The sequence below is a fragment of the Muricoccus radiodurans genome, assembly GCF_050154705.1.
Classification (GTDB): Bacteria; Pseudomonadota; Alphaproteobacteria; order Acetobacterales; family Acetobacteraceae; genus Roseomonas; species Roseomonas radiodurans.
Genome location: NZ_CP189561.1, coordinates 5,142,858 through 5,164,134 on the forward strand (window position 1 = coordinate 5,142,858; position 21,277 = coordinate 5,164,134).

Annotated in this window: 14 protein-coding genes and 1 tRNA gene; 9 read left to right on the top strand and 6 right to left on the bottom strand. The window is 72.5% G+C overall.

Annotated elements, in window-relative coordinates; genetic code table 11:
• The first annotated feature begins 166 nt into the window (after nucleotides 1-166).
• From ACP6CK_RS23900 to ACP6CK_RS23910, 3 genes are all read left to right on the top strand, one after another.
• Nucleotides 167-655 carry a hypothetical protein gene (locus ACP6CK_RS23900; protein WP_426955830.1) on the top strand — a complete coding sequence of 163 codons (489 nt, stop codon included), beginning with the start codon at nucleotides 167-169 and terminating at the stop codon, nucleotides 653-655.
• Between the two features lie 81 nt (nucleotides 656-736).
• Nucleotides 737-4,012, top strand: a complete 3,276-nt coding sequence (locus tag ACP6CK_RS23905; RefSeq protein WP_426955831.1) for a DEAD/DEAH box helicase — start codon at nucleotides 737-739, stop codon at nucleotides 4,010-4,012.
• Nucleotides 4,013-4,086: 74 nt separating this feature from the next.
• Complete coding sequence (locus tag ACP6CK_RS23910; RefSeq protein WP_426955832.1) at nucleotides 4,087-4,797, top strand: metal-dependent hydrolase; 711 nt, start codon at nucleotides 4,087-4,089, stop codon at nucleotides 4,795-4,797.
• A 163-nt stretch (nucleotides 4,798-4,960) separates the two neighbouring features.
• Here ACP6CK_RS23910 and ACP6CK_RS23915 read toward each other — a convergent pair whose 3' ends face one another.
• Genes ACP6CK_RS23915 through ACP6CK_RS23925 form a run of 3 tightly spaced genes read right to left on the bottom strand, consistent with a single transcriptional unit; the run spans nucleotide 4,961 to nucleotide 8,431 of the window.
• Entirely contained in the window at nucleotides 4,961-6,172 is a 1,212-nt protein-coding gene (locus tag ACP6CK_RS23915; protein ID WP_426955833.1) for a 3-hydroxybenzoate 6-monooxygenase, read from the bottom strand.
• A gap of 23 nt (nucleotides 6,173-6,195) precedes the next feature.
• The gene (locus ACP6CK_RS23920) at nucleotides 6,196-7,227 is read right to left on the bottom strand and encodes an amino acid ABC transporter substrate-binding protein (protein WP_426955834.1); all 1,032 of its coding nucleotides are present in this window, start codon (nucleotides 7,225-7,227) and stop codon (nucleotides 6,196-6,198) included.
• A gap of 1 nt (nucleotide 7,228) precedes the next feature.
• A complete protein-coding gene (locus ACP6CK_RS23925) occupies nucleotides 7,229-8,431 on the bottom strand; it encodes a pyridoxal phosphate-dependent aminotransferase (protein WP_426955835.1) in 1,203 nt (400 codons plus the stop codon).
• Between the two features lie 111 nt (nucleotides 8,432-8,542).
• Between ACP6CK_RS23925 and ACP6CK_RS23930 the strand changes: the two genes are divergently transcribed.
• The 3 genes from ACP6CK_RS23930 (at nucleotide 8,543) to ACP6CK_RS23940 (ending at nucleotide 9,985) form a co-directional block, all read left to right on the top strand.
• Nucleotides 8,543-8,911, top strand: a complete 369-nt coding sequence (locus ACP6CK_RS23930) for a DUF423 domain-containing protein (protein ID WP_426955836.1) — start codon at nucleotides 8,543-8,545, stop codon at nucleotides 8,909-8,911.
• Nucleotides 8,908-9,852 (top strand): SAM-dependent methyltransferase, encoded by a 945-nt coding sequence (locus ACP6CK_RS23935; RefSeq protein ID WP_426955837.1) that lies wholly within the window; start codon nucleotides 8,908-8,910, stop codon nucleotides 9,850-9,852. Before ACP6CK_RS23930 ends, ACP6CK_RS23935 begins: the two co-directional genes overlap by 4 nt.
• Before the next feature lie 47 nt (nucleotides 9,853-9,899).
• Nucleotides 9,900-9,985, top strand: a tRNA-Leu gene (locus ACP6CK_RS23940).
• 8 nt (nucleotides 9,986-9,993) lie between these two features.
• Here ACP6CK_RS23940 and ACP6CK_RS23945 read toward each other — a convergent pair.
• The 3 genes from ACP6CK_RS23945 to ACP6CK_RS23955 all read right to left on the bottom strand — a co-directional run bounded on the left by ACP6CK_RS23945 (nucleotide 9,994) and on the right by ACP6CK_RS23955 (nucleotide 12,434).
• Nucleotides 9,994-10,764, bottom strand: coding sequence for an SH3 domain-containing protein (locus ACP6CK_RS23945; protein ID WP_426955838.1), 771 nt, complete (start codon nucleotides 10,762-10,764; stop codon nucleotides 9,994-9,996).
• A gap of 203 nt (nucleotides 10,765-10,967) precedes the next feature.
• Entirely contained in the window at nucleotides 10,968-11,369 is a 402-nt protein-coding gene (locus ACP6CK_RS23950) for a hypothetical protein (protein WP_426955839.1), read from the bottom strand.
• Between the two features lie 69 nt (nucleotides 11,370-11,438).
• Entirely contained in the window at nucleotides 11,439-12,434 is a 996-nt protein-coding gene (locus ACP6CK_RS23955) for a Bug family tripartite tricarboxylate transporter substrate binding protein (protein ID WP_426955840.1), read from the bottom strand.
• Between the two features lie 181 nt (nucleotides 12,435-12,615).
• Here ACP6CK_RS23955 and ACP6CK_RS23960 point away from each other — a divergent pair, with 181 nt between their 5' ends.
• The 3 genes from ACP6CK_RS23960 to glgB are packed head-to-tail and all read left to right on the top strand — an operon-like array spanning nucleotide 12,616 to nucleotide 21,265.
• Nucleotides 12,616-15,855 carry an alpha-1,4-glucan--maltose-1-phosphate maltosyltransferase gene (locus ACP6CK_RS23960; protein WP_426955841.1) on the top strand — a complete coding sequence of 1,080 codons (3,240 nt, stop codon included), beginning with the start codon at nucleotides 12,616-12,618 and terminating at the stop codon, nucleotides 15,853-15,855.
• A gap of 14 nt (nucleotides 15,856-15,869) precedes the next feature.
• Nucleotides 15,870-19,136, top strand: a complete 3,267-nt coding sequence (gene treS, locus ACP6CK_RS23965; RefSeq protein WP_426955842.1) for a maltose alpha-D-glucosyltransferase — start codon at nucleotides 15,870-15,872, stop codon at nucleotides 19,134-19,136.
• A complete protein-coding gene (gene glgB / locus ACP6CK_RS23970; protein ID WP_426955843.1) occupies nucleotides 19,133-21,265 on the top strand; it encodes a 1,4-alpha-glucan branching protein GlgB in 2,133 nt (710 codons plus the stop codon). Before treS ends, glgB begins: the two co-directional genes overlap by 4 nt.
• Nucleotides 21,266-21,277: the final 12 nt, after the last annotated feature.

Below are 21,277 nucleotides of genomic sequence, written 5' to 3' on the forward strand. Positions count from 1 at the left end.
TCAGGCGCGACGGACGCGACGCGTTCGCGGCGGACGGATCGTTGTCTGGCCGGAAGCGAACGCATAGGGTCCGGCCGCTTTGAAACGGGGCCTTTCCGCTATGCCCTTCTGGAAATTCTGGACGTTCTGGAAGCGAGAGACGAGACCTGATGAGCGCGGGAGAGGCGTGCCCGCGCCCGCGCCGGCCGCTCCGGACATGGACCTGGAGACCGCCCGCGTCATCGTCGAGCGGTTCCGCCTCTCGCTGAGGAACCCGTCCGCGGTGATCGGCCGCGACTATCTCGACCGCGCCGCCCTGCTCGACGCGCCGGCCCGGATTGAGGCGGCGCTGGTGACCCTCGGCTGCGAGCGCGCCGAGGCGGGCGACCAGCCGGCGGTCGCGATGCTGCGGGAGCTGATGCGGACGGCCGCGGGCGCGGTGGCGCCGGAGGTGGCGGAGCAGATGCGGGCCTTCCACGCGAAGCTCCCCAATGGTCCGGAGGCGACCCTGACCGGGATTACAATCCGCATCGAGGAGGCGCTGGCGACGACGGATTTCGTCACCCAGGCGGCCCGGCAGGCGGCGGAGCAGCGCCGCGCCCTCTCGACCTTCGACGGCAGCGTCACCCTCGCCCGGCGGCGGCGACTCGCCGCGCGCCAGACGGTACCGGGCTAGCGCCGCTCTAGCTTGCGACCTCCGGGCGTCGGCCGCGTTCCTCTGGACCGCCTCGGTGCGGCGGTTCGGGGGAATGACAGCTTGGAAACGGAGCCGGAAGCGCTGCTCGCGGCACGCCTGATCGAGTGTGCGGCGGAGAGCGCGGGCGGGGTGATTCATGTGGCGCGCAGCCCCGCGCGGGCTGCCCGCCTCGCGGCGGCCGCGCAGGCGCTGGGCGAGGGGGTCGCGGTCATCCACCTGCCGGCCTGGGACTGCCTGCCCTATGACCGCGTCTCGCCGGGCGCCGCCGTCATGGGCGCGCGGATGGAGGCGCTGCACCGCCTGGCCACGGAGAGCGGGCCGCGGCTGCTGATCGCGTCGGTGGAGGCGGCCGGGCAGCGCCTGCCCGATCCGGCGGAGGCGGTGCCGCTGGTCTGGCGCTGCGGCGACGCGCTGGACGCGGAAGCGGCCGGGCGCGAGCTGCTGCGGTTGGGCTATGCGGATGCCGACGGCGTCGCGGACGAGCCGGGCGAGTTCGCCCTTCGCGGCGAGGTGCTCGACATCTTCCCCGCGCTGGAGTCGGCCGCCCCGCATCGCCTGGAGTGGCAGGACGGCCGCATCGTCGCGATCCGCCGCTACGACCCGCTCACCCAGCGGAGCGAGGCGGAGGTGGAGTTCGTCACGCTCCCGCCCGCCTCCGAATACGTGCCGGGCGAGGAGGCGACGGTGCCCCGCGCCGCGGGGATCGAGCACGCTCTTCCCGCAGTGATCCCGCGCCTGGTCTCGGTCTTCGAACTTCTCCCCGAGGCCGCGCTGGTCCTGGAGCCGGAGGTGACGGAGGCGCGGCAGCGGCGGGCGACCGAGATCGCGGATGCCTTCCGACTGCGCATCGCCCTCGGCACGGCGGATGAGGACGCGCCGCCGCTGGTCGAGCCGACCGGCCTCTACCTCGACGCGGCGGCCTGGAAGGCGGCGCTGCGCGGCCGACAGGTCATCGAGGCGACCGCGCCGGAGGAGGCGGAGACGCCCCGGCCCGTGGAGGAGGACGACCCGGAGGAGGCCTTCCTCGAGCTGGTCGATGCCCGGTGTGCGGCAGGGCAGCGGGTCGCCCTGGCCGGCGCGGGGGGGCGGGCCGCGGCGCTGATCCGCCTTCTGCGACGACACCGGGGGGCGGCGCCGCAGGAGGTGCCGGGCTGGCTCGCCTTCCGGGATCTGCCACCAGGGACGGTGGCCTGGATCCGCGCGCCCCTGCTGACCGGCTTCGCGACGCCGGATGCGACGGTGATCGCCGCGGCGGAGGTGCTGCCGCCCCGGCCGGCCGGCCGCGACCGGCTGCGCGGCGTCGCCTTCGGCGAGGCCGTGATGCGGCCGGGCGATGCCGTGATCCACCTGGACCACGGCCTGGCCGCGCTGCGCGGGATCGAGCGGGTGGAGGCCCCCGCCGCCCCCGGCGCCCCGGCCGCGCCCGCCCAGGACTGCCTGCGCCTGGAGTTCGCGGCGGGCGCCATGCGCCTCGTGCCGGCAGAGGAGATGGACCGGGTCTGGCGCTACGGCGCGGAGGCGGAGGAGGTCACGCTGGATCGCGCCGGCGGCGAGTCCTGGGCGAAGCGCCGCGCCGGCGTGGAGACCGCGCTGGAGGAGACGGCCCGCGCCATGCTCGGGCTGGCGGCGGAGCGGGACCAACGGCGGGCGCCGGTGCTGCGGCCACCCGGGCGGGCGATGGCCCGCTTCGTGGCGGGCTTCCCCTTCACGGCCACGCCCGACCAGCAGGCGGCCGCGGACGATGCCCTGGCCGATCTCGCGAGCGGGCGACCGATGGACCGGCTGGTCTGCGGCGATGTCGGCTACGGCAAGACGGAGGTGGCGCTGCGCGCCGCGGCGGCGGCGGCCCTGGCCGGGGCGCAGGTCGCGGTGCTGGCGCCCACCACCGTGCTCGCGCGCCAGCATCTCGATACCTTCCGGCGCCGGTTCGCGGGGTTCGACGTGGTGGTGGAAGGCCTGTCGCGCCTGACGTCCGCGGCCGAGGCGCGGCGGGTCCGCGCGGGGCTGGCGGACGGATCGGTGCGGGTGGTGGTCGGCACCCACGCCCTCCTCTCGAAGACCGTGCGGTTCCAGAAGCTCGGCCTCGTCGTCGTGGACGAGGAGCAGCGCTTCGGCGCGCGCCAGAAGACGGCGCTGCGCAACCTGGCGGAGGGTGTGCACCTGCTGACCCTGACGGCCACGCCGATCCCGCGCACGCTGCAGGCCGCGCTCGTCGGGATGCAGGACCTGTCGGTCATCGCGACGCCGCCGGCGCGGCGGCAGCCGATCCGCACGGGGATCGCGCCGCTGGACGACGCGCTGCTGGGCACCGCCCTGCTACGGGAGCGGCGCCGGGGCGGCCAGTCCTTCGTCGTCGTGCCGCGGATCGAGGACATGGCGCCGATGCGCGAGCGCCTGCGCCGCGCCGGCCCGCGCCTGCGGGTGATCGAGGTCCACGGCGAGATGCCGGCGCAGGAGGCGGACGACGCGATGATCGCCTTCGCCGAGGGCGGCGCCGACGTGCTGCTCTCCACCTCCATCATCGAGAGCGGGCTGGACGTGCCGCGGGCGAATACGATGCTCGTCTGGCATCCCGACCGCTTCGGCCTGTCGCAGCTGCACCAGCTGCGCGGGCGGGTGGGACGCGGCGGGGTGCGCGGCGCGATCTGGCTGCTGACTGACCCCGACGATCCGCCGGCCGAGGGCGCGATGAAACGCCTGCGGACCCTTGAGGCCATGGACCGGGTGGGGGCGGGCTTCGCCATCGCGGCGCGCGACCTGGACCTGCGCGGGGCCGGCGACCTGCTGGGGGAGGAGCAGGCGGGACATGTGCGCCTGATCGGGCTGGACCTCTACCAGCACCTGCTGGAGGAGGCGCTGCGCGCCGCGCGCGGCGAGTCCCGGCGCGAGGAGCGCCTGCCCGCCATCACCCTGCCCGTGCCCGCGAGCATCCCCGCCGAATACGTGCCCGACGAGGCGCTGCGGGTGGAGCTGCACGCCCGCGCCATCAGCCTGCTCCGCCGCGGGGAGGCGGCGGCGCTGGAGGACCTGTCGGCGGAGGTCGCGGACCGCTTTGGCCCGCCGCCGCCGGAGGTGCTGGCCTGGCTGGACGTGGCCCGCCTGCGCGCGCGGGCCGCGCGGCTCGGTATCCTGCGTCTGGAGGTCGGCCCGAAGGCCTCGGCCGCCGATTTCGCGGGGAACCCGCCCGAGGTGGAGCCGCCCCTGGAGGCGAGGAACGGCCGCGTCATCCTGCCCCGCCCGAGCGCCGACCCGGAGGCCGCGATCCACGCGGGCTGGGAGCTGCTGGCCCGGCTGAACCGCCTGCGCCGCCGCGGACGGACGCGGCAGGCGGCATGACCGCCCCGCGCCGGGTGGCCGCGCCGCCCGGCCTTGGGTAGAGGAATCCGGCAGGGCATCGCGAGGAGCAGGACATGCGGATCACCTGGTTCGGTCACTCGGCCTACCGGCTGGAGTTCGGCGGCGCGGTGGTGCTGATCGACCCCTTCCTGACGGGCAACGGCACCTTCAAGGGCGACGTGGAGGCGGCGACTTCGGGCGCCACCCACATCGTGCTGACCCACGGCCACGGCGACCATGTTGGCGACACCGTGGCGATCGCCGGCCGCACCGGCGCGAAGATCGTGACGAGCTTCGAGCTGTGCCAGTACCTCGGCCGCAAGGGCGTGGCGAAGACCGACCCGATGAACACGGGCGGCACGACCGATCAGGGCGAGTTCACCGTCAGCCTGACGGTCGCCTTCCACTCCTCCTCGGAGATGGACGGGAACGGGGTGCTGCACAACCTCGGCCCGTGCAACGGGGCGGTGATCACGCCGAGGGCGGCGGGGGAGGCGGTGGTCTACCACATGGGCGACACCGACATCTTCTCCGACATGGCGCTGATCGGGGAGATCTACCGGCCGAAGGTGGTGATGGTGCCGATGGGCGACCGCTTCACCATGGGGCCGCGCACGGCGGCGCTGGCCGTGCGGCGCTTCCTGCCGGACGTGCCGGTCGTGCTGCCGTGCCACTTCGCGACCTTCCCGCCCCTGGTGCAGACGCCGGACGCGTTCCTGAAGGAGATGGGCGACGCGGCCGGGCGCGTGCGGGTGCCGTTGATCGGAGAGGCGTTCGAGGCGTAGCAAGGCCGGGGGGAGGTATCCCCCCGCACCCCCCCTCTATTTTTGTCAGGCTGCCGCGGACGGTGGACGTTGTGGCGCTTCCGTATCCGCATTCCGCGGCGGCCTGGTAGAAGGAGGAGGGAGTTTGGGGGGCGAAGGCGCTGCCTGAGCCACTCCCCCAAACTTACTGCGACGTGCCGAGCCGCTGCGACCGCCAGCCCTCGCCATAAAGCCAGTCCACCGTGTCCCGCCACTGCTCCTGCGTCTTCGCGCCCATGATGGCGTTGCGGAGCGCGGCGTGCGCGCCTTCCGGGTGGTAGATGTGGTCGCCGACTTCCCGCGATTGCAGGATCAGCCGTGCCGTCCGCAGCACGCGCGCATCACGATAGGCAGCGAGCGCGGATTCCACGTGACCGGGATGGGCTGCCACCGCCTCGCCGAGCGACACCGCATCCTCCATGGCCATGCAGGCGCCCTGGGCGAGGTATTGCAGCGTGGGATGCGCGGCGTCGCCGAGGATCGTCACGCGCCCCTCCACCCACGTCTCCACCGGGTCGCGGTCGCAGAGCACCCAGAGCTTCCAGTCCTGGCCGCGGCGGATGATCTCCTGCGCGCGCGGGTGGACGTGGGTGAAGCCGCGCATCACCTCCTCCTGCGTCGCGGGCGCGCCGGCAACCGGCTCCGGCGCGTGGTTGTGGTAGGTGACGACAAGGTTGAAGGCGCGCCAGTCCGACAGGGGGTAGTGGACGATGTGGCACTTCGGCCCGGCCCAGAGGGTGGCGGCGTTCCAGCGCAGGTCCTCGGGCATCCGCTCCGTCGGGATGACGCTGCGGTAGGTGGTGTGTCCGGAGACGCGGGGCGGCCCATCGGCCACGAGCTGCGCGCGCACCTTGCTCCAGAGGCCGTCCGCGCCGATCAGCGCCGCGGCCGTCACGCGCTCCCCGCCGGGGAGGAGGGCGGTCGCGGTCGCGCCGTCCTGCTCGTAGCCCGTCACGCCGGCGGAGGTGCGGAGGGTGATGTGCGGATCGGCCTGGCAGGCGCGCAGCAGGATCGCGTGCAGGTCGCCGCGGTGGATCACCGCATAGGGGTTTCCGAAGCGCGCACGGAAGGCGTCGCCGAGGTCGATGTGGCAGATCTCCAGGCCGCTCAGCGCATCCATCAGCCGGAGCTGGTCCACCTGGATGGCGATGGCCCGCGCGGCATCCCCGACGCCGAGCGCGTCGAAGCAGCGGAAGGCGTTGGGGCCGAGCTGGATGCCGGCGCCGATCTCGCCCAGCGACGGCGACTTCTCCAGCACCGTCACCGGCCGCCCGGTCCGTGCGATGGCGAGGGCGGCGGAGAGGCCCCCGATCCCGCCGCCCGCGATCAGGAAGCGGTCTTCTGCCGCTTCGGTCATGTTGTTCCTCCCGCTGGGCGCCGCTACCGGATGGGCGGCGCGTAGAGCAGCCCACCGCGGTTCCACAGATTATTCAGTCCGCGCTCCAGCCCGATCGGTGTGTTGCGGCCGATGTGGCGCTCAAAGATCTCGCCGTAATTGCCGACGGCGCGGATCGCGTTGTAGGCCCAGCGGCGGTCGAGGCTGAGGGACGGGCCGAAATCGCCGGACACGCCCAGGAGGCGTCGGACATCCGGGTTCCCGCTGTTCAGCATCTCCTCCGCGTTCGCCTGAGTGACGCCCAGCTCCTCCGCCAGGATCAGGGCGTACACGGTCCAGCGCATGATATCGTACCACTGCTGGTCGCCCTTGCGGATGGCGATGGTCAGCGGCTCCTTGCTGATCACGTCCGGCAGGATGACGTGGTCCTGCGGGTTGTGCAGGGAGGAGCGGTAGGCCGCGAGCTGGCTGGCATCCAGCGAGTAGCTGTCGCAGCGATTGGATTCATAGGCCCGGCGCGCATCCTCGTTCTGGTCGAAGACGAGCGGCTGGACGGTGATGTTGTTGATCCGCGCCCAGTCCGCCAGGTTCAGCTCGTTGGTGGAGCCGGCGGAGACGCAGACCGTGCCGCCGTTCAGCTGCGTCGCCCGCTGGATGTTCGCGGAGCGGTGCACGATGAAGCCCTGCCCGTCGTAGAAGACGGTCGGGCCGAATTGCAGCCCGGCCGAGACCTCCCGCGACATCGTCCAGGTGAAGGTGCGCGCCACCACGTCCACCTGCCCGGACTGCAGCGCGGGGATGCGGGTCTGGCTGGTCAGCGCGGTGAAGCGGATGCGGCCGGGATCGCCGAAGATGGCGGCGGTGATGGCCCGGCATATGTCGGGGTCCAGACCCTGGTGGATGCCGCGGCTGTCGGGTGCGCCGAATCCCGCGACGCCCGTGTTGGCGCCGCAATCCAGCACGCCCTTGGCGCGGATGGCCGTCAGCGTCGGCCCAGGCGGCACCGTCTGCGCCGCCGCGGCGACGGGCAACAGCAGGAGAACGGCGGCCAGGCCCCGGCGGATCGTCGTCATCATGTCAGCGGAGCCCCTGGCAGAAGTCCTGAACCCGCGCCATGCCCTCGCGCAGGCTCTCCGTGTCGGTCGCGTAGGAGAAGCGGACATGCGGGCTCATGCCATAGGCCGCGCCGTGGACCGCGGCGACCTCGGCCTCCTCCAGCAGGGCCATGACGAAATCCGCGTCCGTGCCGATCACTCGTCCGCCGCGGGTGGTGCGCCCGATGCAGCCGGCGATGTCGGGGAAGACGTAGAAGGCACCCTCCGGCTTGTGGCAGCGGATGCCGGGGGCGGCGTTCAGCGCCTCCACCACCAGGTCGCGGCGCTCCCGGTAGATGGCGGCGCGCTCCGCGATGAGGTCCTGCGGCCCCTCCAGCGCGGCGGTGGCCGCGGCCTGGGAGATGGTGGACACGCCCACCACCGCCTGCCCCTGCACGTTCGACATGCCCTTGATCAGATCCTTCGGCCCACCGCAGAAGCCGACGCGCCAGCCCGTCATAGCGTAGGTCTTGGACACGCCGTTCACCGTCAGCACGCGGTCGCGCAGCCGTGGCTCCACCTCGGCGATCGTGCAGAACTCGAAACCGTCATAGGTGAAGTGCTCGTACATGTCATCGCAGAGCACCATCACGTCGGGGTGGCGCAGCAGCACCTCCGCCAGCGCGGCCATCTCCGCGCGGGAGCAGGCGGCGCCGGTGGGGTTGTTCGGGAAGTTCAGGAAGACCCAGCGGGTGCGCGCGGTGATGGCGGCTTCCAGCGCCTCCGGCCGCAGCTTGAAGCCGGCGTTGGAGGGGCAGTCCGCCCAGGTCGGCACGCCGCCGGCCAGCTTAACGATGTCGGCGTAGGAGATCCAGGAGGGGCGCGGCAGCACCACCTCGTCCCCCGGGTTCAGGGTCGCCATCATCGCGTCGAAGATGATCTGCTTGCCACCATTCGCGACCATGACCTCGCCGGGCTCGTAGTCCAGGCGGTTGTCCCGCTTGAACTTGCGGCGCACGGCGTCCTTCAGCGCCTTGGTGCCGTCCTGGGGCGGGTATTTCGTGTCGCCGGCCAGGGCGGCCCGGTGCGCGGCCTCGATCGCGTGGGCGGGGGTGGGGAAGTCGGGCTCGCCCTGGGACAGGCCGATGATCCGGCGCCCGGCCGCCGTCATCTCCCGCGCCCGCACCGCCATGGTTGCCGAGGCGGAGGGCGCGACCTCCCGCAGACGCTGGGCCAGCACGACCATCGACGTTCCATCCCCTTCCGTGGAGGCGGCATGAGGACAGGCTTTGGGCACCGGCGTAAACCCGGGGCGGGGAGATATCGCGCCACCGCCGCTTTCCTCTATACGGCCCGCATGTCCCGTCTCTGGATCGCCGCCGGCGCGTTGGCCGGCCTGCTGGCCGTCGGACTCTCCGCCTGGGCCGCGCACGGGCTGGCGCTGGAGCCCTCGCGGACGCGGATGGTGGACAGCGCCCTGACCCAGCAGGGCTGGCACGCGCTGGCGCTGATCGCCGCGGGCATCCTGGCGGATCGCTGGGGCGGCTGGCCGCTGCACGCCGCGGCCGCCTTGTTCTTGGCGGGCATGGCGCTGTTCTGCGGGGCCGTCTGGTCGGTGGCGCTGACCGGCCGCAGCCTCGGTGGCGTCGCGCCGACGGGTGGAGTGCTGCTGATGCTCGGCTGGCTGATGCTGGCCGTCGCGGCCCTGCTGCACCGCACCCCTTGATCCGCGCTGCCTATCTCGCGGCCGAGGGGTTCGAGGCCGAGCTGGCGGAGGATCTCCGCCGCGCCGGGCGCCGCATCGGCGGCTGGCACGGCCCCCTGGCGCTCTCGCCCGATCCGGCGCCGGGCGCGCCGAACGCCGCGCCTTGGGCGCTGGACGTCTGGGACGCGCCGCGGGAGATCCCGGTGCCCTCGATCCGCGCGGGGGCGGACGCGCTGCGCGCGATCCAGCGCAACTGGTCCCTGCTGGACGTGGCGCATCATCGCCGCGCGGCGCTGATCCGGGACGCGCTACCGCCGCTGCGGCCGAAGCCGCTGATCTTTCCGCAGCCCGCGCCGGCCTCGCATCTCGGCGCCTGGACGCTGCTGTCGTCGGACCGGATGCTCGCGAGCCCGACGAAGTCGTCCCCCTTCGTCAACGGCGCGCCGGTCTTCGCGGAGGACCGGGAAGGGCCGCCGAGCCGTGCCTACCTGAAGCTGTGGGAGGCGTTGACGCGGCTCGGGCGCTGGCCCGGTCCGGGCGAGACGGCGCTGGACCTCGGCGCCGCGCCGGGCGGCTGGACCTGGGCGCTGGCCCGGCTGGGCGCGCGGGTCACGGCCGTGGACAAGGCGGAGATGGAGCCGCGCATCGCCGCCCTGCCCAACGTGGCCGTGCGACGGGAAAGCGCCTTCGGCCTGCCACCGGAGCCGGTGGACTGGCTGTTCAGCGACGTCATCTGCTACCCGGCGCGGCTGCTGGGCCTCGTGCGCCGCTGGATGGAGGCGGGCGCCGCGCGGAACATCGTGGTGACGATCAAGTTCCAGGCCGCGACCGACCACGACACCGCCGCCGCCTTCGCCGCCATCCCCGGCAGCCGGCTGTTCCACGGCGCGCACAACAAGCACGAGCTGATGTTTGCCTGGCCCGCCGATCCAGGGGCCGGGACCACGCCGATCACGACCTGAGCGGGGCGCGTTGAACGGTGACCCGGGTCGCGGTTAGATCACCGCGGCCCCCCTTGGCGGAACGGTAGACGCAGGCGACTTAAAATCGCTCACCCGCAGGGGTGTGCCGGTTCGAATCCGGCAGGGGGGACCAGCCCGGCCCTACTGGACCGAGGCGAGGCTTCCGTGGACCCAGCCCTCCGGCGCGGATTCGCCGACCTGGTACCAGCCACCGGGCGCCGTGCCGAAGATCTGCAGGTTGCTGCCGGTCCGCGCGACCCGCAGGACGGCGCCGCCGCCATTCGGCGAGGAGCGGACATTGCCGTTCTGGCGCATCACGAGCGTCCCGCTGGAGCGCTGGGCCGGGGTGGCGACGGCGGGCGTGGGCGAGGGGGCGGCGGCGGAGACGAGCGTCACGGCACCCTGCGAGGGATCGGCCGGCGCGGGCTCCGGGACGGGCGTGAGGCCTGAGGGAAGAGGCGGGGGCGGCATGGCCACGGGCGGGCCGCCGGGACGCGGGACCGGGCCGCCGCCGTCGAAGCAGCGGGCCACCATCTCGGCATAGACGCGCGTCGCCTCGATGTTCGTGCGGGCCACGTGCTGCTCGACCTGCAGGCCGCCATCGCCGGAGGAGACGACGGAGACGAAGGGGATGTAGGCGCCCGCGCTGCCGGACAGCGTCGCCTGCCCGCAGACGGCGAAGGTGTCCGGCACGGCCTGACGGTAGGTCTGGACGGCGCGGAAGCGCAGGCCATCGCGGTCCTGCTGGCCGAGGCTGCGGACGCGGTCCTCCGCGGCGGCCTGCACCTGCTGGATGCGGGCGGATGCGGCGGTCCGGTGATTGGTCTCGGGGGCCGCCGCGCTGGGACTCGGGGAACTTTCCCAGCAGCCACCCAGCAGCACGAGCCCGGACAGAAGAATCGTTGTGCGCATTTCACTCGCTCCGACCGATGGGAAACGCCGAAGTGGAGGATCGCGCTCGATCACGTCTGCGTTGAGGCTTTCGGCCCAACATATTGAAAATGAGAGGCGTCCGCCACCCGTTTGGCCTGAGGGGGAAGTAGGGCCAGTGTGACGGGTGGCGGAGCGCCACGCGGCCGGAGGGGGTGGTGCGGCCGCGATCGCTGGGCTGGGGCTTACCAGCGGCGGTAGTAGCCCCGGCCGTAGTAGGGACGCCCGTAGTAGGGGCGGCTGGAGCTGACGATGGCGGCCCCGGCGGCGGCGCCGATCAGCCCGGCCGCGACGGCCGTGCCGACCTGGGCGTTCTGCTGGGCCTGGTTGCGCTCCGCGGCGGCGGCGGGCTGCAGGGCCTGGGCCTGGTAGCAGGCGTCCGTGTAGCCCTGGTAGCAGGCCTGGCTCGCGGCAGCGGCCTGCTGCTCATAGGGCCCGGGCGCCACGGCGCAGGCGGAGACGCCGACGGCGGCCAGGATGGCCAGGCTGCGGGCGGACAAGCGGCTGAACAGCGACATCTCGATCTCCTCGGTGGCCGGCGGGACCTCGGGATCTCCCGGTCCGGCCGCCTTTGATGAGGGGATCATGCCGGGGTCCTGTCGCATCCGCGTGTCGCAGGACCCCGGCCTCTGTCGCGCCCGTCGCGCTGCCGGCCGCTACTCGAAGCGCTCCCGCCCGAGGGTGCGGACCACCTCGGCCCATTTCGCGGATTCGCGCCGCACGATCTCCGCCAGCGCCTCGCCGCTGCCGCCCAGCGGCACCGCACCCTGCTCCAGCAGGGTCTTCCGGACGGATTCCTCCGCCAGCGCCGCGTTCAGGGCCGTGCGGATGCGCTCCACCCGGTCCGGCGGCGTGCCGGCGGGGGCGAGGAGGGGGTAGGAGTTCTCGTTGACCGCGCCGGGCAGCCCGGCCTCCACGATCGTGGGCACGTCGGGCAGCGCGACCGAGCGCTCCCGCGTCAGCACGGCGAGGGCACGCACGCCGTTCTGCCCGACCGTCGGCAGCACGCCCGGCAGGTCCAGCGTCACCATGTCGAGCTGCCCGGCGACGAGGTCGTTCACCGCGGGCGCGGCGCCGCGATAAGGCACGTGCGTGATGTCGATGCCCGCGCGCAGGCCGAAGAGCTCCCCGGCCAGGTGCGTCAGCCCGCCGACGCCGGCGGAGCCGAAGCTCACCTTCCCCGGGTTGCGCTTCGCGTGGTCCACCAGCTCCGCGACCGAGGAGACGGGCAGCTTCCGCCCCACGGCCAGCACCTGCTGGACGCCCACCGCGTTCGCGACGCCGAGGACGTCCCGCCCCACGTCATAGGGCAGGCGCGCGACGGTGTAAGGCTGCAGCACGAGCGCGCCGATCGAGGTGAGGCAGAGGGTCTGCCCGTCCGGCCGGGCGCGGGCCATGGCTTCCAGTCCCAGGATGCCGCTGGCGCCGGTGCGGTTGTCCGCGACGACCGGCTGGCCCAGGCGCTCCGACATGGGCCGGGCGATCAGCCGGGCGAAGAGGTCGGCCGGGCCGCCCGGGGGATAGGGGACGATCAGCCGGATCGGGCCGTCCGGCGCGGTCCCCTGCGCGCGGGCGATGACGGGCGCGGCGAGCGTCAGCCCTAGCGCGGCCCGGCGGCCGAGGCCGCTTCCCCCTGTCGTTCCCCTGGTCATGGGCGGTGTTTCCTCCTCTGGCCCGGCCTTTCACCACGGCCGGGCGGCTCCATCAATGGACCGGTTTATTGGCCCATGCCTCCCGGCTGCTCACGGCATGTTGCGCCGCAGCGTGCTTGGCCCGGCGCACCGCGGTTGCGATCCAACGCACTCCTCGGGAACAGGGCAGAGGTTCGGAACCATGGAGGCACAGCGCCGTTCCCCCGCGATGCGTCCGCTCGCCCTGTATCATCTCAGCCCGTCCCTGCTCGGGCCTCTCCCCGCTTGGGCGCGGGAGCTGGAACGGATCGCCGGCCTCGGCTTCACCGGCATCTGCCTGCCGCCGCCCCTGCTGCCGGGGCGGAGCGGAAACCTCCTCGACGTGGCCGATCACGACCGGGCGCACCCCGCCCTGTCCATCGAGGCGGACGGCACGGCGGCGGTCGCGGCCGTCGCGGCGGCTTGCCAGGCGGCGGGGCTGGAGCTCTGGCTCGACCTGCTGCCGGACCGCGTCTCGGCCGAAGGCCCCCTGCCGGCGGCCGAGCCCGGCTGGTTCCGTGCCGGCTCCGATCCGCTGCCCGACCCGCGGCGCGACCCCTCGGACCTGGGCATGGCGGCGATGGACCTGGGCGCCGAGGGACCGCAGGCCTGGTGGACCGAGCGTCTGCGCGCCTGGCGGGTGGCGGGAGTGGCCGGGTTCCGCGCCGTGGCGCCGGGCCGCGTGCCCCTGCCGGCCTGGTCCCGGCTCATCGGCGCGGCAGAGGGGGCGCAGTTCCTCGCCTGGACGGTGGGAATGCCCCAGGCGGAGGCGGCCGCCCTACGGGACGTCGGCTTCGGCTGGCTGACCGCCTCCACGGCCTGGTGGAACGGCCGGGACGCCTGGCTGATGGAGGAACGGGCGGCGCTGGGCGGGCCGCTGGTGGCTTTCCCGGAGGTCCCCCACGGCCCGCGCGCGGGCGCCGAGGTGGCAGATCCCGCTGCCCGCGCCGCGCGGGCCCTGCGGGCGCTTCGGCTGGCGGCCGCCACGGGCGACGCGCTGCTGGTGCCGATGGGGTTCGAGTTCGGTGCCCGGCGGCCCGCGGGGGGCGGCAAGGAGAGCGCGGAGGACTGGGCGGCGCTGCGGGCCGGTCCGGCCTACGACCTCAGCGCGGAGGTCCGTGATGCGGTCGCGCTGACGAAGCGGCTCGCCGCCTTCTCCGGGATGGAGGCGCGGACCCTGACCGGCCCCGGCACCCCCGTCCTGGCGCTGCTGCGCGCAGGCGCCGATGCCCGCGTGGCGACGGAGGCCGCGCTCGTCCTGGTCAATCCGGGGGACGCGGCAGTGCGGATCGCGCCCGAATCTCTTCTGCCCGCGGCCGGCGGGGCGCCGGGGCCCTTCTTCACGGAGGCCGGGCAGGCGCTGACGCCCGGCGAGCCCTTCGCCCTGGAGGCCGGTGCCGTGCAGGTCCTGACCGCCGTCCGGACCCCTGCGATCCGGCGCGAGTCCCGCCTGACGCCGGCCCAGGGCGTCGCCATCCCCCGCATCGGCATCGAGGCGGTGACGCCGCTGGTGGATGGCGGCCGCTTCCCGGCCAAGCGCATCGTGGGCGAGCTGGTCACGGTGGAGGCCGATATCGTGGCCGACACCCACGCGACCTTCGGCGTGGCCCTGCTCTGGCGCCCGGCCGACGAGAAAGCGTGGCGCGAGGTGCGGATGCGTCCGCTCGGCAATGACCGCTGGACCGCCGCCTTCCCGCTGGACCGGCCGGGGCGGCACCTCTTCGCCGTGGAGGCGTGGCTGGACGTCTTCGCCGGCTATCGCGACGAGCTGACGAAGAAGGATGCCGCCGGCGTGAAGGTCACGCTGGAACTGGAGGAGGGGCGGCGGCTGGTGGCCGCGGCGGCGGCGCGCCCTACCGGCGCACGCGGTGCCCTGCTGAAGATCGCGAAGGCGCTGGAGAAAGCGGGCGAGGCGGAGCGGCTGGAGACGCTGCTCTCCCCCGCCACGGCCGCGCTGATGGCCACCGCCGATGCCCGTCCGCACCGCTTCCGTCAGGAGCCCGCGGGCTCCATCGACGCCGAGCGCATCCAGGCCCGCTTCGCGTCCTGGTACGAGGTCTTCCCGCGCAGCCAGTCCGGCGACGAGAACCGGCACGGCACCTTCAACGACGTCATCGGCCAGTTGCCGCGCGTGAAGGCGATGGGCTTTGACGTGCTCTACTTCACGCCCATCCACCCGATCGGGCGGAAGAACATGAAGGGGCGCAACAACACGCTGACGCCGGGGCCGGATGACGTGGGGTCACCCTATGCCATCGGCTCCGAGGATGGCGGGCATGAGGCGCTCCACCCGAGGCTCGGCACGCTGGAGGATTTCCATCGCCTGCGCGACGCCGCCGCGGATCACGGGCTGGAGCTGGCGATGGACTTCGCCATCCAGTGCTCCCCGGACCATCCGTGGTTGAGGGAGCACCCGGAGTGGTTCGACTGGCGGCCAGACGGGACCATCAAATACGCCGAGAATCCGCCGAAGAAGTACGAGGACATCGTCAACGTGGACTTCTACGCGGCGGGCGCGAAGCCGTCGCTCTGGGTCGCGCTGTACGAATCCATCCGTTACTGGGTGGAGCAGGGGGTGAAGACCTTCCGAGTGGACAACCCGCACACCAAGCCGCTGCCCTTCTGGGAGTGGATGATCGGTGAGATCCGCGCTGAGCACCCCGACGTGCTGTTCCTGTCCGAGGCCTTCACCCGCCCGAAGGTGATGTACCGGCTCGCGAAGGCCGGGTTCAGCCAGTCCTACACCTACTTCACCTGGCGCGAGACGAAGGCGGAGATGGCGGAGTACCTGACGGAGCTGACCACGACGGCGCCGAAGGACTTCTTCCGGCCGCACTTCTTCGTCAACACGCCGGACATCAACCCGCGCCACCTGCAGACCGGCGGGCGGCCGATGCACCTCTCGCGCGCGGCGCTGGCCGCGACGCTGTCCGGCCTGTGGGGCGTCTACCAGGGCTTCGAGCTCTGCGAGGCGACGCCCCTGCCGGGCAAGGAGGAGTATCTGGACTCCGAGAAATACCAGATCCGCGTCTGGCCGGCGCGCCGGCCCGGTGACATCGTGGACGAGGTGACCCGCCTGAATGCCATCCGCCGCGCCAACCCGGCGCTGCACTCCCATCTCGGCGTGACGTTCCTGCCGGCCCACAACGACAGCGTTCTGTTCTACGAGAAAGCGACGGCCGACCGGCAGAACGTCGTTCTCGTCGCCGTCAGCATGGACCCGAGCCGGGTACAGGACGCGGACTTCGAATTGCCGCTCTGGCGCTGGAACCTGCCTGATGACGCAGGGCTGGAGGTGGAGGATCTGATGCGTGGCAACCGCTTTGCCTGGCATGGCAAGAAGCAGCACATGCGCCTGGATCCCGCCGAGCCCTTCGCCATCTGGCGCGTCCGCCCGGTCTGAGAGGGAACGCAAGAATGCCTGACGACGTCCGCCCCGCCGCTTCCGAGACGCCGCAGGTGGAGAGCCGCGATCCCCAGTGGTACCGGGACGCGGTCATCTACCAGCTGCACGTGAAGTCCTTCTTCGATTCCAACGACGACGGCGTGGGGGACTTTCCCGGCCTGATGGCGAAGCTCGACTACGTCGCGGAGCTCGGCGTGGACACGCTGTGGCTGCTGCCCTTCTATCCCAGCCCGCGCCGGGACGATGGCTACGACATCGCGAAGTACACCGATGTCCACCCGGATTACGGCACGCTGGAGGATGCGCAGCGCTTCATCGCCGAGGCGCATCGCCGCGGCCTGCGCGTGATCACGGAGCTGGTTATCAACCACACCAGCGACCAGCACCCCTGGTTCCAGCGCGCCCGGAACGCGCCGAAGGGCAGCCCGGAGCGCAACTTCTATGTCTGGTCCGATACGGACCAGATCTACCAGGGCACGCGCATCATCTTCCTGGACACCGAGAAGTCCAACTGGACCTGGGACCCGGTGGCCGAGCAGTATTTCTGGCACCGCTTCTACTCCCACCAGCCCGACCTGAACTTCGACAATCCCGAGGTAATGGACGAGGTGCTGAAGGTCATGCGCTTCTGGCTGGATGCCGGGGTGGATGGCCTTCGCCTGGACGCCGTCCCCTATCTCATCGAGCGCGACGGCACGAACAATGAGAACCTGCCCGAGACGCACGAGATCCTGAAGCAGATTCGTGTGGAGCTGGAGCGCGGCCATCCCGGACGCATGCTGCTCGCCGAGGCCAACATGTGGCCGGAGGACACGCAGCAGTACTTCGGGGAGGGCGACGAATGCCACATGGCCTTCCACTTCCCGCTGATGCCGCGGATGTACATGGCCATCGCGCAGGAGGACCGGTTCCCGATCACCGACATCCTGCGCCAGACGCCGGACATCCCGGATGGCTGCCAGTGGGCGATCTTCCTGCGGAACCATGACGAGCTGACGCTCGAGATGGTGACCGACAAGGAGCGGGACTATCTCTGGAACACCTATGCCGCCGACCGGCGGGCGCGCATCAACCTCGGCATCCGCCGGCGCCTGGCACCGCTGCTGGAGCGCGACCGGCGCCGCATCGAGCTGATGAACGGGCTGCTGCTGTCGATGCCCGGCACGCCGGTGATCTACTACGGCGACGAGATCGGCATGGGTGACAACATCTACCTCGGCGACCGCGACGGTGTGCGCACGCCGATGCAGTGGTCGCCGGACCGCAACGGCGGCTTCAGCAAGGCCGATCCGGCCGGCCTCGTGCTGCCGACGATCCAGGACGCGCTCTACGGCTTCCAGGCCGTGAACGTGGAGGCGCAGGCGCGCGACGCGCATTCCCTGCTCAACTGGACGCGGCGGATGCTGGCGACCCGCAAGCGGTCCCAGGCCTTCGGGCGCGGCACGATGCGGCTGCTCTATCCCGGCAACCGCAAGGTGCTCGCCTATCTGCGGGAGCATGAGGGCGAGACGATCCTCTGCGTCTTCAATCTGTCCCGCGCCGCGCAGGCGGTGGAGCTGGACCTGTCGCAGCTCGCCGGCCGGGTGCCGGTGGAGATGCTCGGCGGCACCGCTTTCCCGGCCATCGGGCAGCTCACCTACCTCCTGACGATCCAGCCCTACGGCTTCTACTGGTTCCTGCTGGCCACGGAGCAGGCGCTGCCCGCCTGGCACGTGAAGGCGCCGGAGCCGCTGCCCGACCTACGGACGCTCGTCTTCCCGGCCAGCGCCACCGAGCTGGCGGAGACGCAGCGGCGGGAAATCGAGCGCGACGTCCTGCCGGCCTGGCTCGCCAAGCGCCGCTGGTTCGCCGCCAAGGGCGAGGCGCTGGAGGGGGTTCGCCTCCGCGCCCTCGCGCCTATCCCGGGTGGCCGCTACACGATGCTGGCGGAGGTCGAGGCGCAGCTCCCCGGGCGGACCGAGCGCTACGCCCTGCCGCTCGCAGTGGTGGAGGACGACAACACCGCCTCGCCGCTCGCCTACCAGCTTGCCCTCACGCGTCTCCGGCAGGGGCGGCAGGTCGGCTATCTGACGGACGCCTTCGCCTCGGACCGCTTCGTCCACCGCGCCTTGCGCGCGATGCGGGACGGGACGAGCGCGATGACCGAGGATGGCGAGGTCCGCTTCAGCGCGACCGAGCGGCTGGCCGAGCTCGACCTGGGCGAGGAGCCGGAGGTCCGCCGCCTCTCCGCGGAGCAGTCCAACTCCTCCATTATCGTCGGCGAGCAGGTGGTGCTGAAGGTCCTGCGCAAGCTCGCGCCGGGCATCCACCCGGAGGCGGAGATGACCCGCCACCTGACCGCGCTCGGCTTCCAGAACATCGCGCCCCTGCTGGGGGAGGCGGTGCGGACGGGCAAGGATGGCACCCCCGTCACGCTGATGCTGCTGCAGGGCTTCGTCCGCAACCAGGGCGATGGCTGGGGTTGGACGCTCGACTGGCTCGCCCGCGCGGCCGACCAGCCGACCGAGGGCGACGCGGAGGATTCCCTCTCCGGCTACCTCGCCTTCATCGCCGCCCTCGGCCGGCGCCTGGCGGAACTGCACGCGGCCCTCGCGGCCCCGTCCGACGACCCGGCCTTCGCGCCGGAGGTGGCGGGGGAGGCGTCTCGCGCGGCCTGGGCGGAGGGCGCCATCGCCCAGCTCGAGCCCGCCCTCGACCTGCTGGCGGGGGCGAAGGACCTCTCGCCGGAGGATGCGGCGCTCGCCGAATCCCTCGTCTCCCGCCGGGAGGTGCTGAAGGCGGTGGCGCAGCGGCTGGCGCAATCGGCGGATGGCGCGCTGATGACGCGGGTGCACGGGGACTTCCACCTGGGGCAGGTGCTGGTGGCCCAGGGTGATGCGGTGCTCGTGGACTTCGAGGGCGAGCCCGCGCGCACGCTGGAGGAGCGCCGCGCCAAGGGCAGCCCGCTGCGGGACGTGGCCGGCCTGCTGCGCAGCCTCGACTATGCCGCGGCGGCGGCCGCGACGGCGCTCAGCACCGCTCCGGCCGAGCGGCGCGACGCCCTGCTCGCGCGCTTCCGCACGGAGGCGAGCGCGACCTTCGAGGCGGCGTATCGCGAGGTGGAGGCGGCCTCCCCCACGCCCTGGGCGCCGGCGGCGACGCGGGACGCGCTGCAAGATCTCTTCCTGCTGGAGAAGGCGGCCTATGAGATCCGTTACGAGGCCGCGAACCGACCGGCCTGGCTGCCTATCCCGCTGCGCGGCCTCGCGGCCCTCGCGGACCGGCTGGTGACGGCATGAGCGAGGCGATCCTCGAGGGCCGGCACGGCGATCCCTTCGCCGTGCTGGGCGCGCATGACGGCATCCTCCGCACCTTCCAGCCGGGCGCGCGCGGGGTGGAGGCGGTGCCGCGGGACGGCGCCCCGGTCGTGCTTGAGAAGGTGCACGGGAACGGCCTGTTCGAGGGAACGGCACCGTCCGGCCCCTACACGCTCCGCATCACCTGGGACAGCGCGGTGCAGGAGACGGAGGACCCCTACTCGTTCGGGCCGGTGCTCGGGGAATTGGACCTGCACCTCTTCGCGGAGGGACGGCACCGGGAGATGGGGCGCGTCTTCGGCGCCCACGCCATGACGGTGGACGGCGTCGCGGGCGTGCGCTTCGCCGTCTGGGCGCCGAATGCGCGCCGCGTCTCGGTCGTCGGCGACTTCAATGCCTGGGACGGCCGCCGCCACCCGATGCGGCTTCGGCAGGAGGCCGGGGTGTGGGAACTGTTCATCCCGCGCCTGACGCCCGGCACGCGCTACAAATACGAGATCGTGGACGCGAACGGCGCCACCCTGCCGCTGAAGGCCGATCCGGTGGCGGGCGCGTCGCGCGTGGCGCCCGATACCTCCTCGGTGGTGCCCGACCCGGAGCCGCATCGCTGGGCGGATGAGGCCTGGATGGCCCGCCGCGCCGCCGCCCAGGCGCCTGACGCACCGATCTCCATCTACGAGGTCCATCCCGGTTCCTGGTGGCGCGACGCGGACTGGCGCGCGCCGGACTGGGACGGGCTGGCGGACCGGCTGATCCCCTATGTCACCGGCATGGGCTTCACCCATATCGAGTTGCTGCCGATCATGGAGCATCCCTTCGGCGGCTCCTGGGGCTATCAGCCGCTCGGCCTCTTCGCGCCGACCGCGCGCTTCGGCACGCCGTCCGGCTTCTCCCGCTTCGTGGACCGCTGCCACGAGGCCGGGGTGGGCGTCATCCTGGACTGGGTGCCCGCCCATTTCCCGAACGACGCGCACGGCCTCGGCCGCTTCGACGGCACGGCGCTGTACGAGCACGCGGACCCGCGCGAGGGATTCCACAAGGACTGGAACACCCTCATCTACAATTTCGGCCGGCACGAGGTGCGGGGCTTCCTCATCGCCTCCGCGCTGCACTGGCTGGAGCACTACCACGTGGACGGGCTGCGCGTGGACGCGGTCGCCTCCATGCTCTACCGCGACTACTCCCGCAACGCGGGAGAATGGGTGCCGAACCGCTATGGCGGGCGGGAGAACCTGGAGGCCGTGGCCTTCCTGCGGGAATTGAACGACATCGTGCGGGACCGCTGCCCCGGCGCGATCATGGTGGCGGAGGAGAGCACCGCCTGGCCCGGCGTGAGCGCCCCGACGTCGGAAGGCGGGTTGGGCTTCCACTACAAGTGGAACATGGGCTGGATGCACGACACCCTGCACACGATGCAGGAGGATCCTGTCAACCGCCGCTGGCACCATCACGGCCTCACCTTCGGCCTCGTCTACGCCTTCTCCGAGCGGTTCATGCTGCCGCTCTCCCATGACGAGGTGGTGCACGGGAAGGGATCGCTGCTCGGCAAGATGCCGGGCGACGACTGGCAGAAGCGCGCCAACCTCCGCGCCTATTTCGGCTTCATGTGGACGCATCCCGGCAAGAAGCTGCTCTTCATGGGCGGCGAGATCGCGCAGCCCACGGAGTGGAACCACGACGCCCAGATCCCGTGGAACCTGCTGGACGATTCGGGGCACCGGGGCGTGCAGGCGCTGATGCGGGACCTGAACCGCGCCTATCGCAACCTGCCGGCCCTCCACGCACGGGATGCCGACCCCGCCGGCTTCGCCTGGGTGGTGATGGACGATGCGGCGCAGAGCGTGCTCGCCTATCTGCGCCTGGGGCGGGACGGGGATGCGCCGGTGCTCGTGGTCTGCAACCTCACCCCCGTGCCGCGGCACGGCTATCGGCTGGGCGTGCCGCAGGCCGGCCGCTGGCGCGAAATCCTGAACACGGATGCCGACGTTTACGGGGGTTCCGGCGTTGGGAACAGCGGCGGTGTCGAGGCCGCCTCGGACCCGTCGCATGGACAGCCGGCCTCGCTCACGCTGACATTGCCGCCGCTCGCGACCCTGATCCTCTCGCCCTAGGACGTCCAAGGA

Coding starts and splice junctions, on each gene's coding strand:
- glgB (WP_426955843.1), top strand. CDS start 19,133: ATGAGCGAGGCGATCCTCGAGGGCCGGCACGGCGATCCCTTCGCCGTG.
- treS (WP_426955842.1), top strand. CDS start 15,870: ATGCCTGACGACGTCCGCCCCGCCGCTTCCGAGACGCCGCAGGTGGAG.
- ACP6CK_RS23915 (WP_426955833.1), bottom strand. CDS start 6,172: ATGACCGAAGCGGCAGAAGACCGCTTCCTGATCGCGGGCGGCGGGATC.
- ACP6CK_RS23920 (WP_426955834.1), bottom strand. CDS start 7,227: ATGATGACGACGATCCGCCGGGGCCTGGCCGCCGTTCTCCTGCTGTTG.
- ACP6CK_RS23910 (WP_426955832.1), top strand. CDS start 4,087: ATGCGGATCACCTGGTTCGGTCACTCGGCCTACCGGCTGGAGTTCGGC.
- ACP6CK_RS23925 (WP_426955835.1), bottom strand. CDS start 8,431: ATGGTCGTGCTGGCCCAGCGTCTGCGGGAGGTCGCGCCCTCCGCCTCG.
- ACP6CK_RS23960 (WP_426955841.1), top strand. CDS start 12,616: ATGGAGGCACAGCGCCGTTCCCCCGCGATGCGTCCGCTCGCCCTGTAT.
- ACP6CK_RS23930 (WP_426955836.1), top strand. CDS start 8,543: ATGTCCCGTCTCTGGATCGCCGCCGGCGCGTTGGCCGGCCTGCTGGCC.
- ACP6CK_RS23955 (WP_426955840.1), bottom strand. CDS start 12,434: ATGACCAGGGGAACGACAGGGGGAAGCGGCCTCGGCCGCCGGGCCGCG.
- ACP6CK_RS23950 (WP_426955839.1), bottom strand. CDS start 11,369: ATGATCCCCTCATCAAAGGCGGCCGGACCGGGAGATCCCGAGGTCCCG.
- ACP6CK_RS23945 (WP_426955838.1), bottom strand. CDS start 10,764: ATGCGCACAACGATTCTTCTGTCCGGGCTCGTGCTGCTGGGTGGCTGC.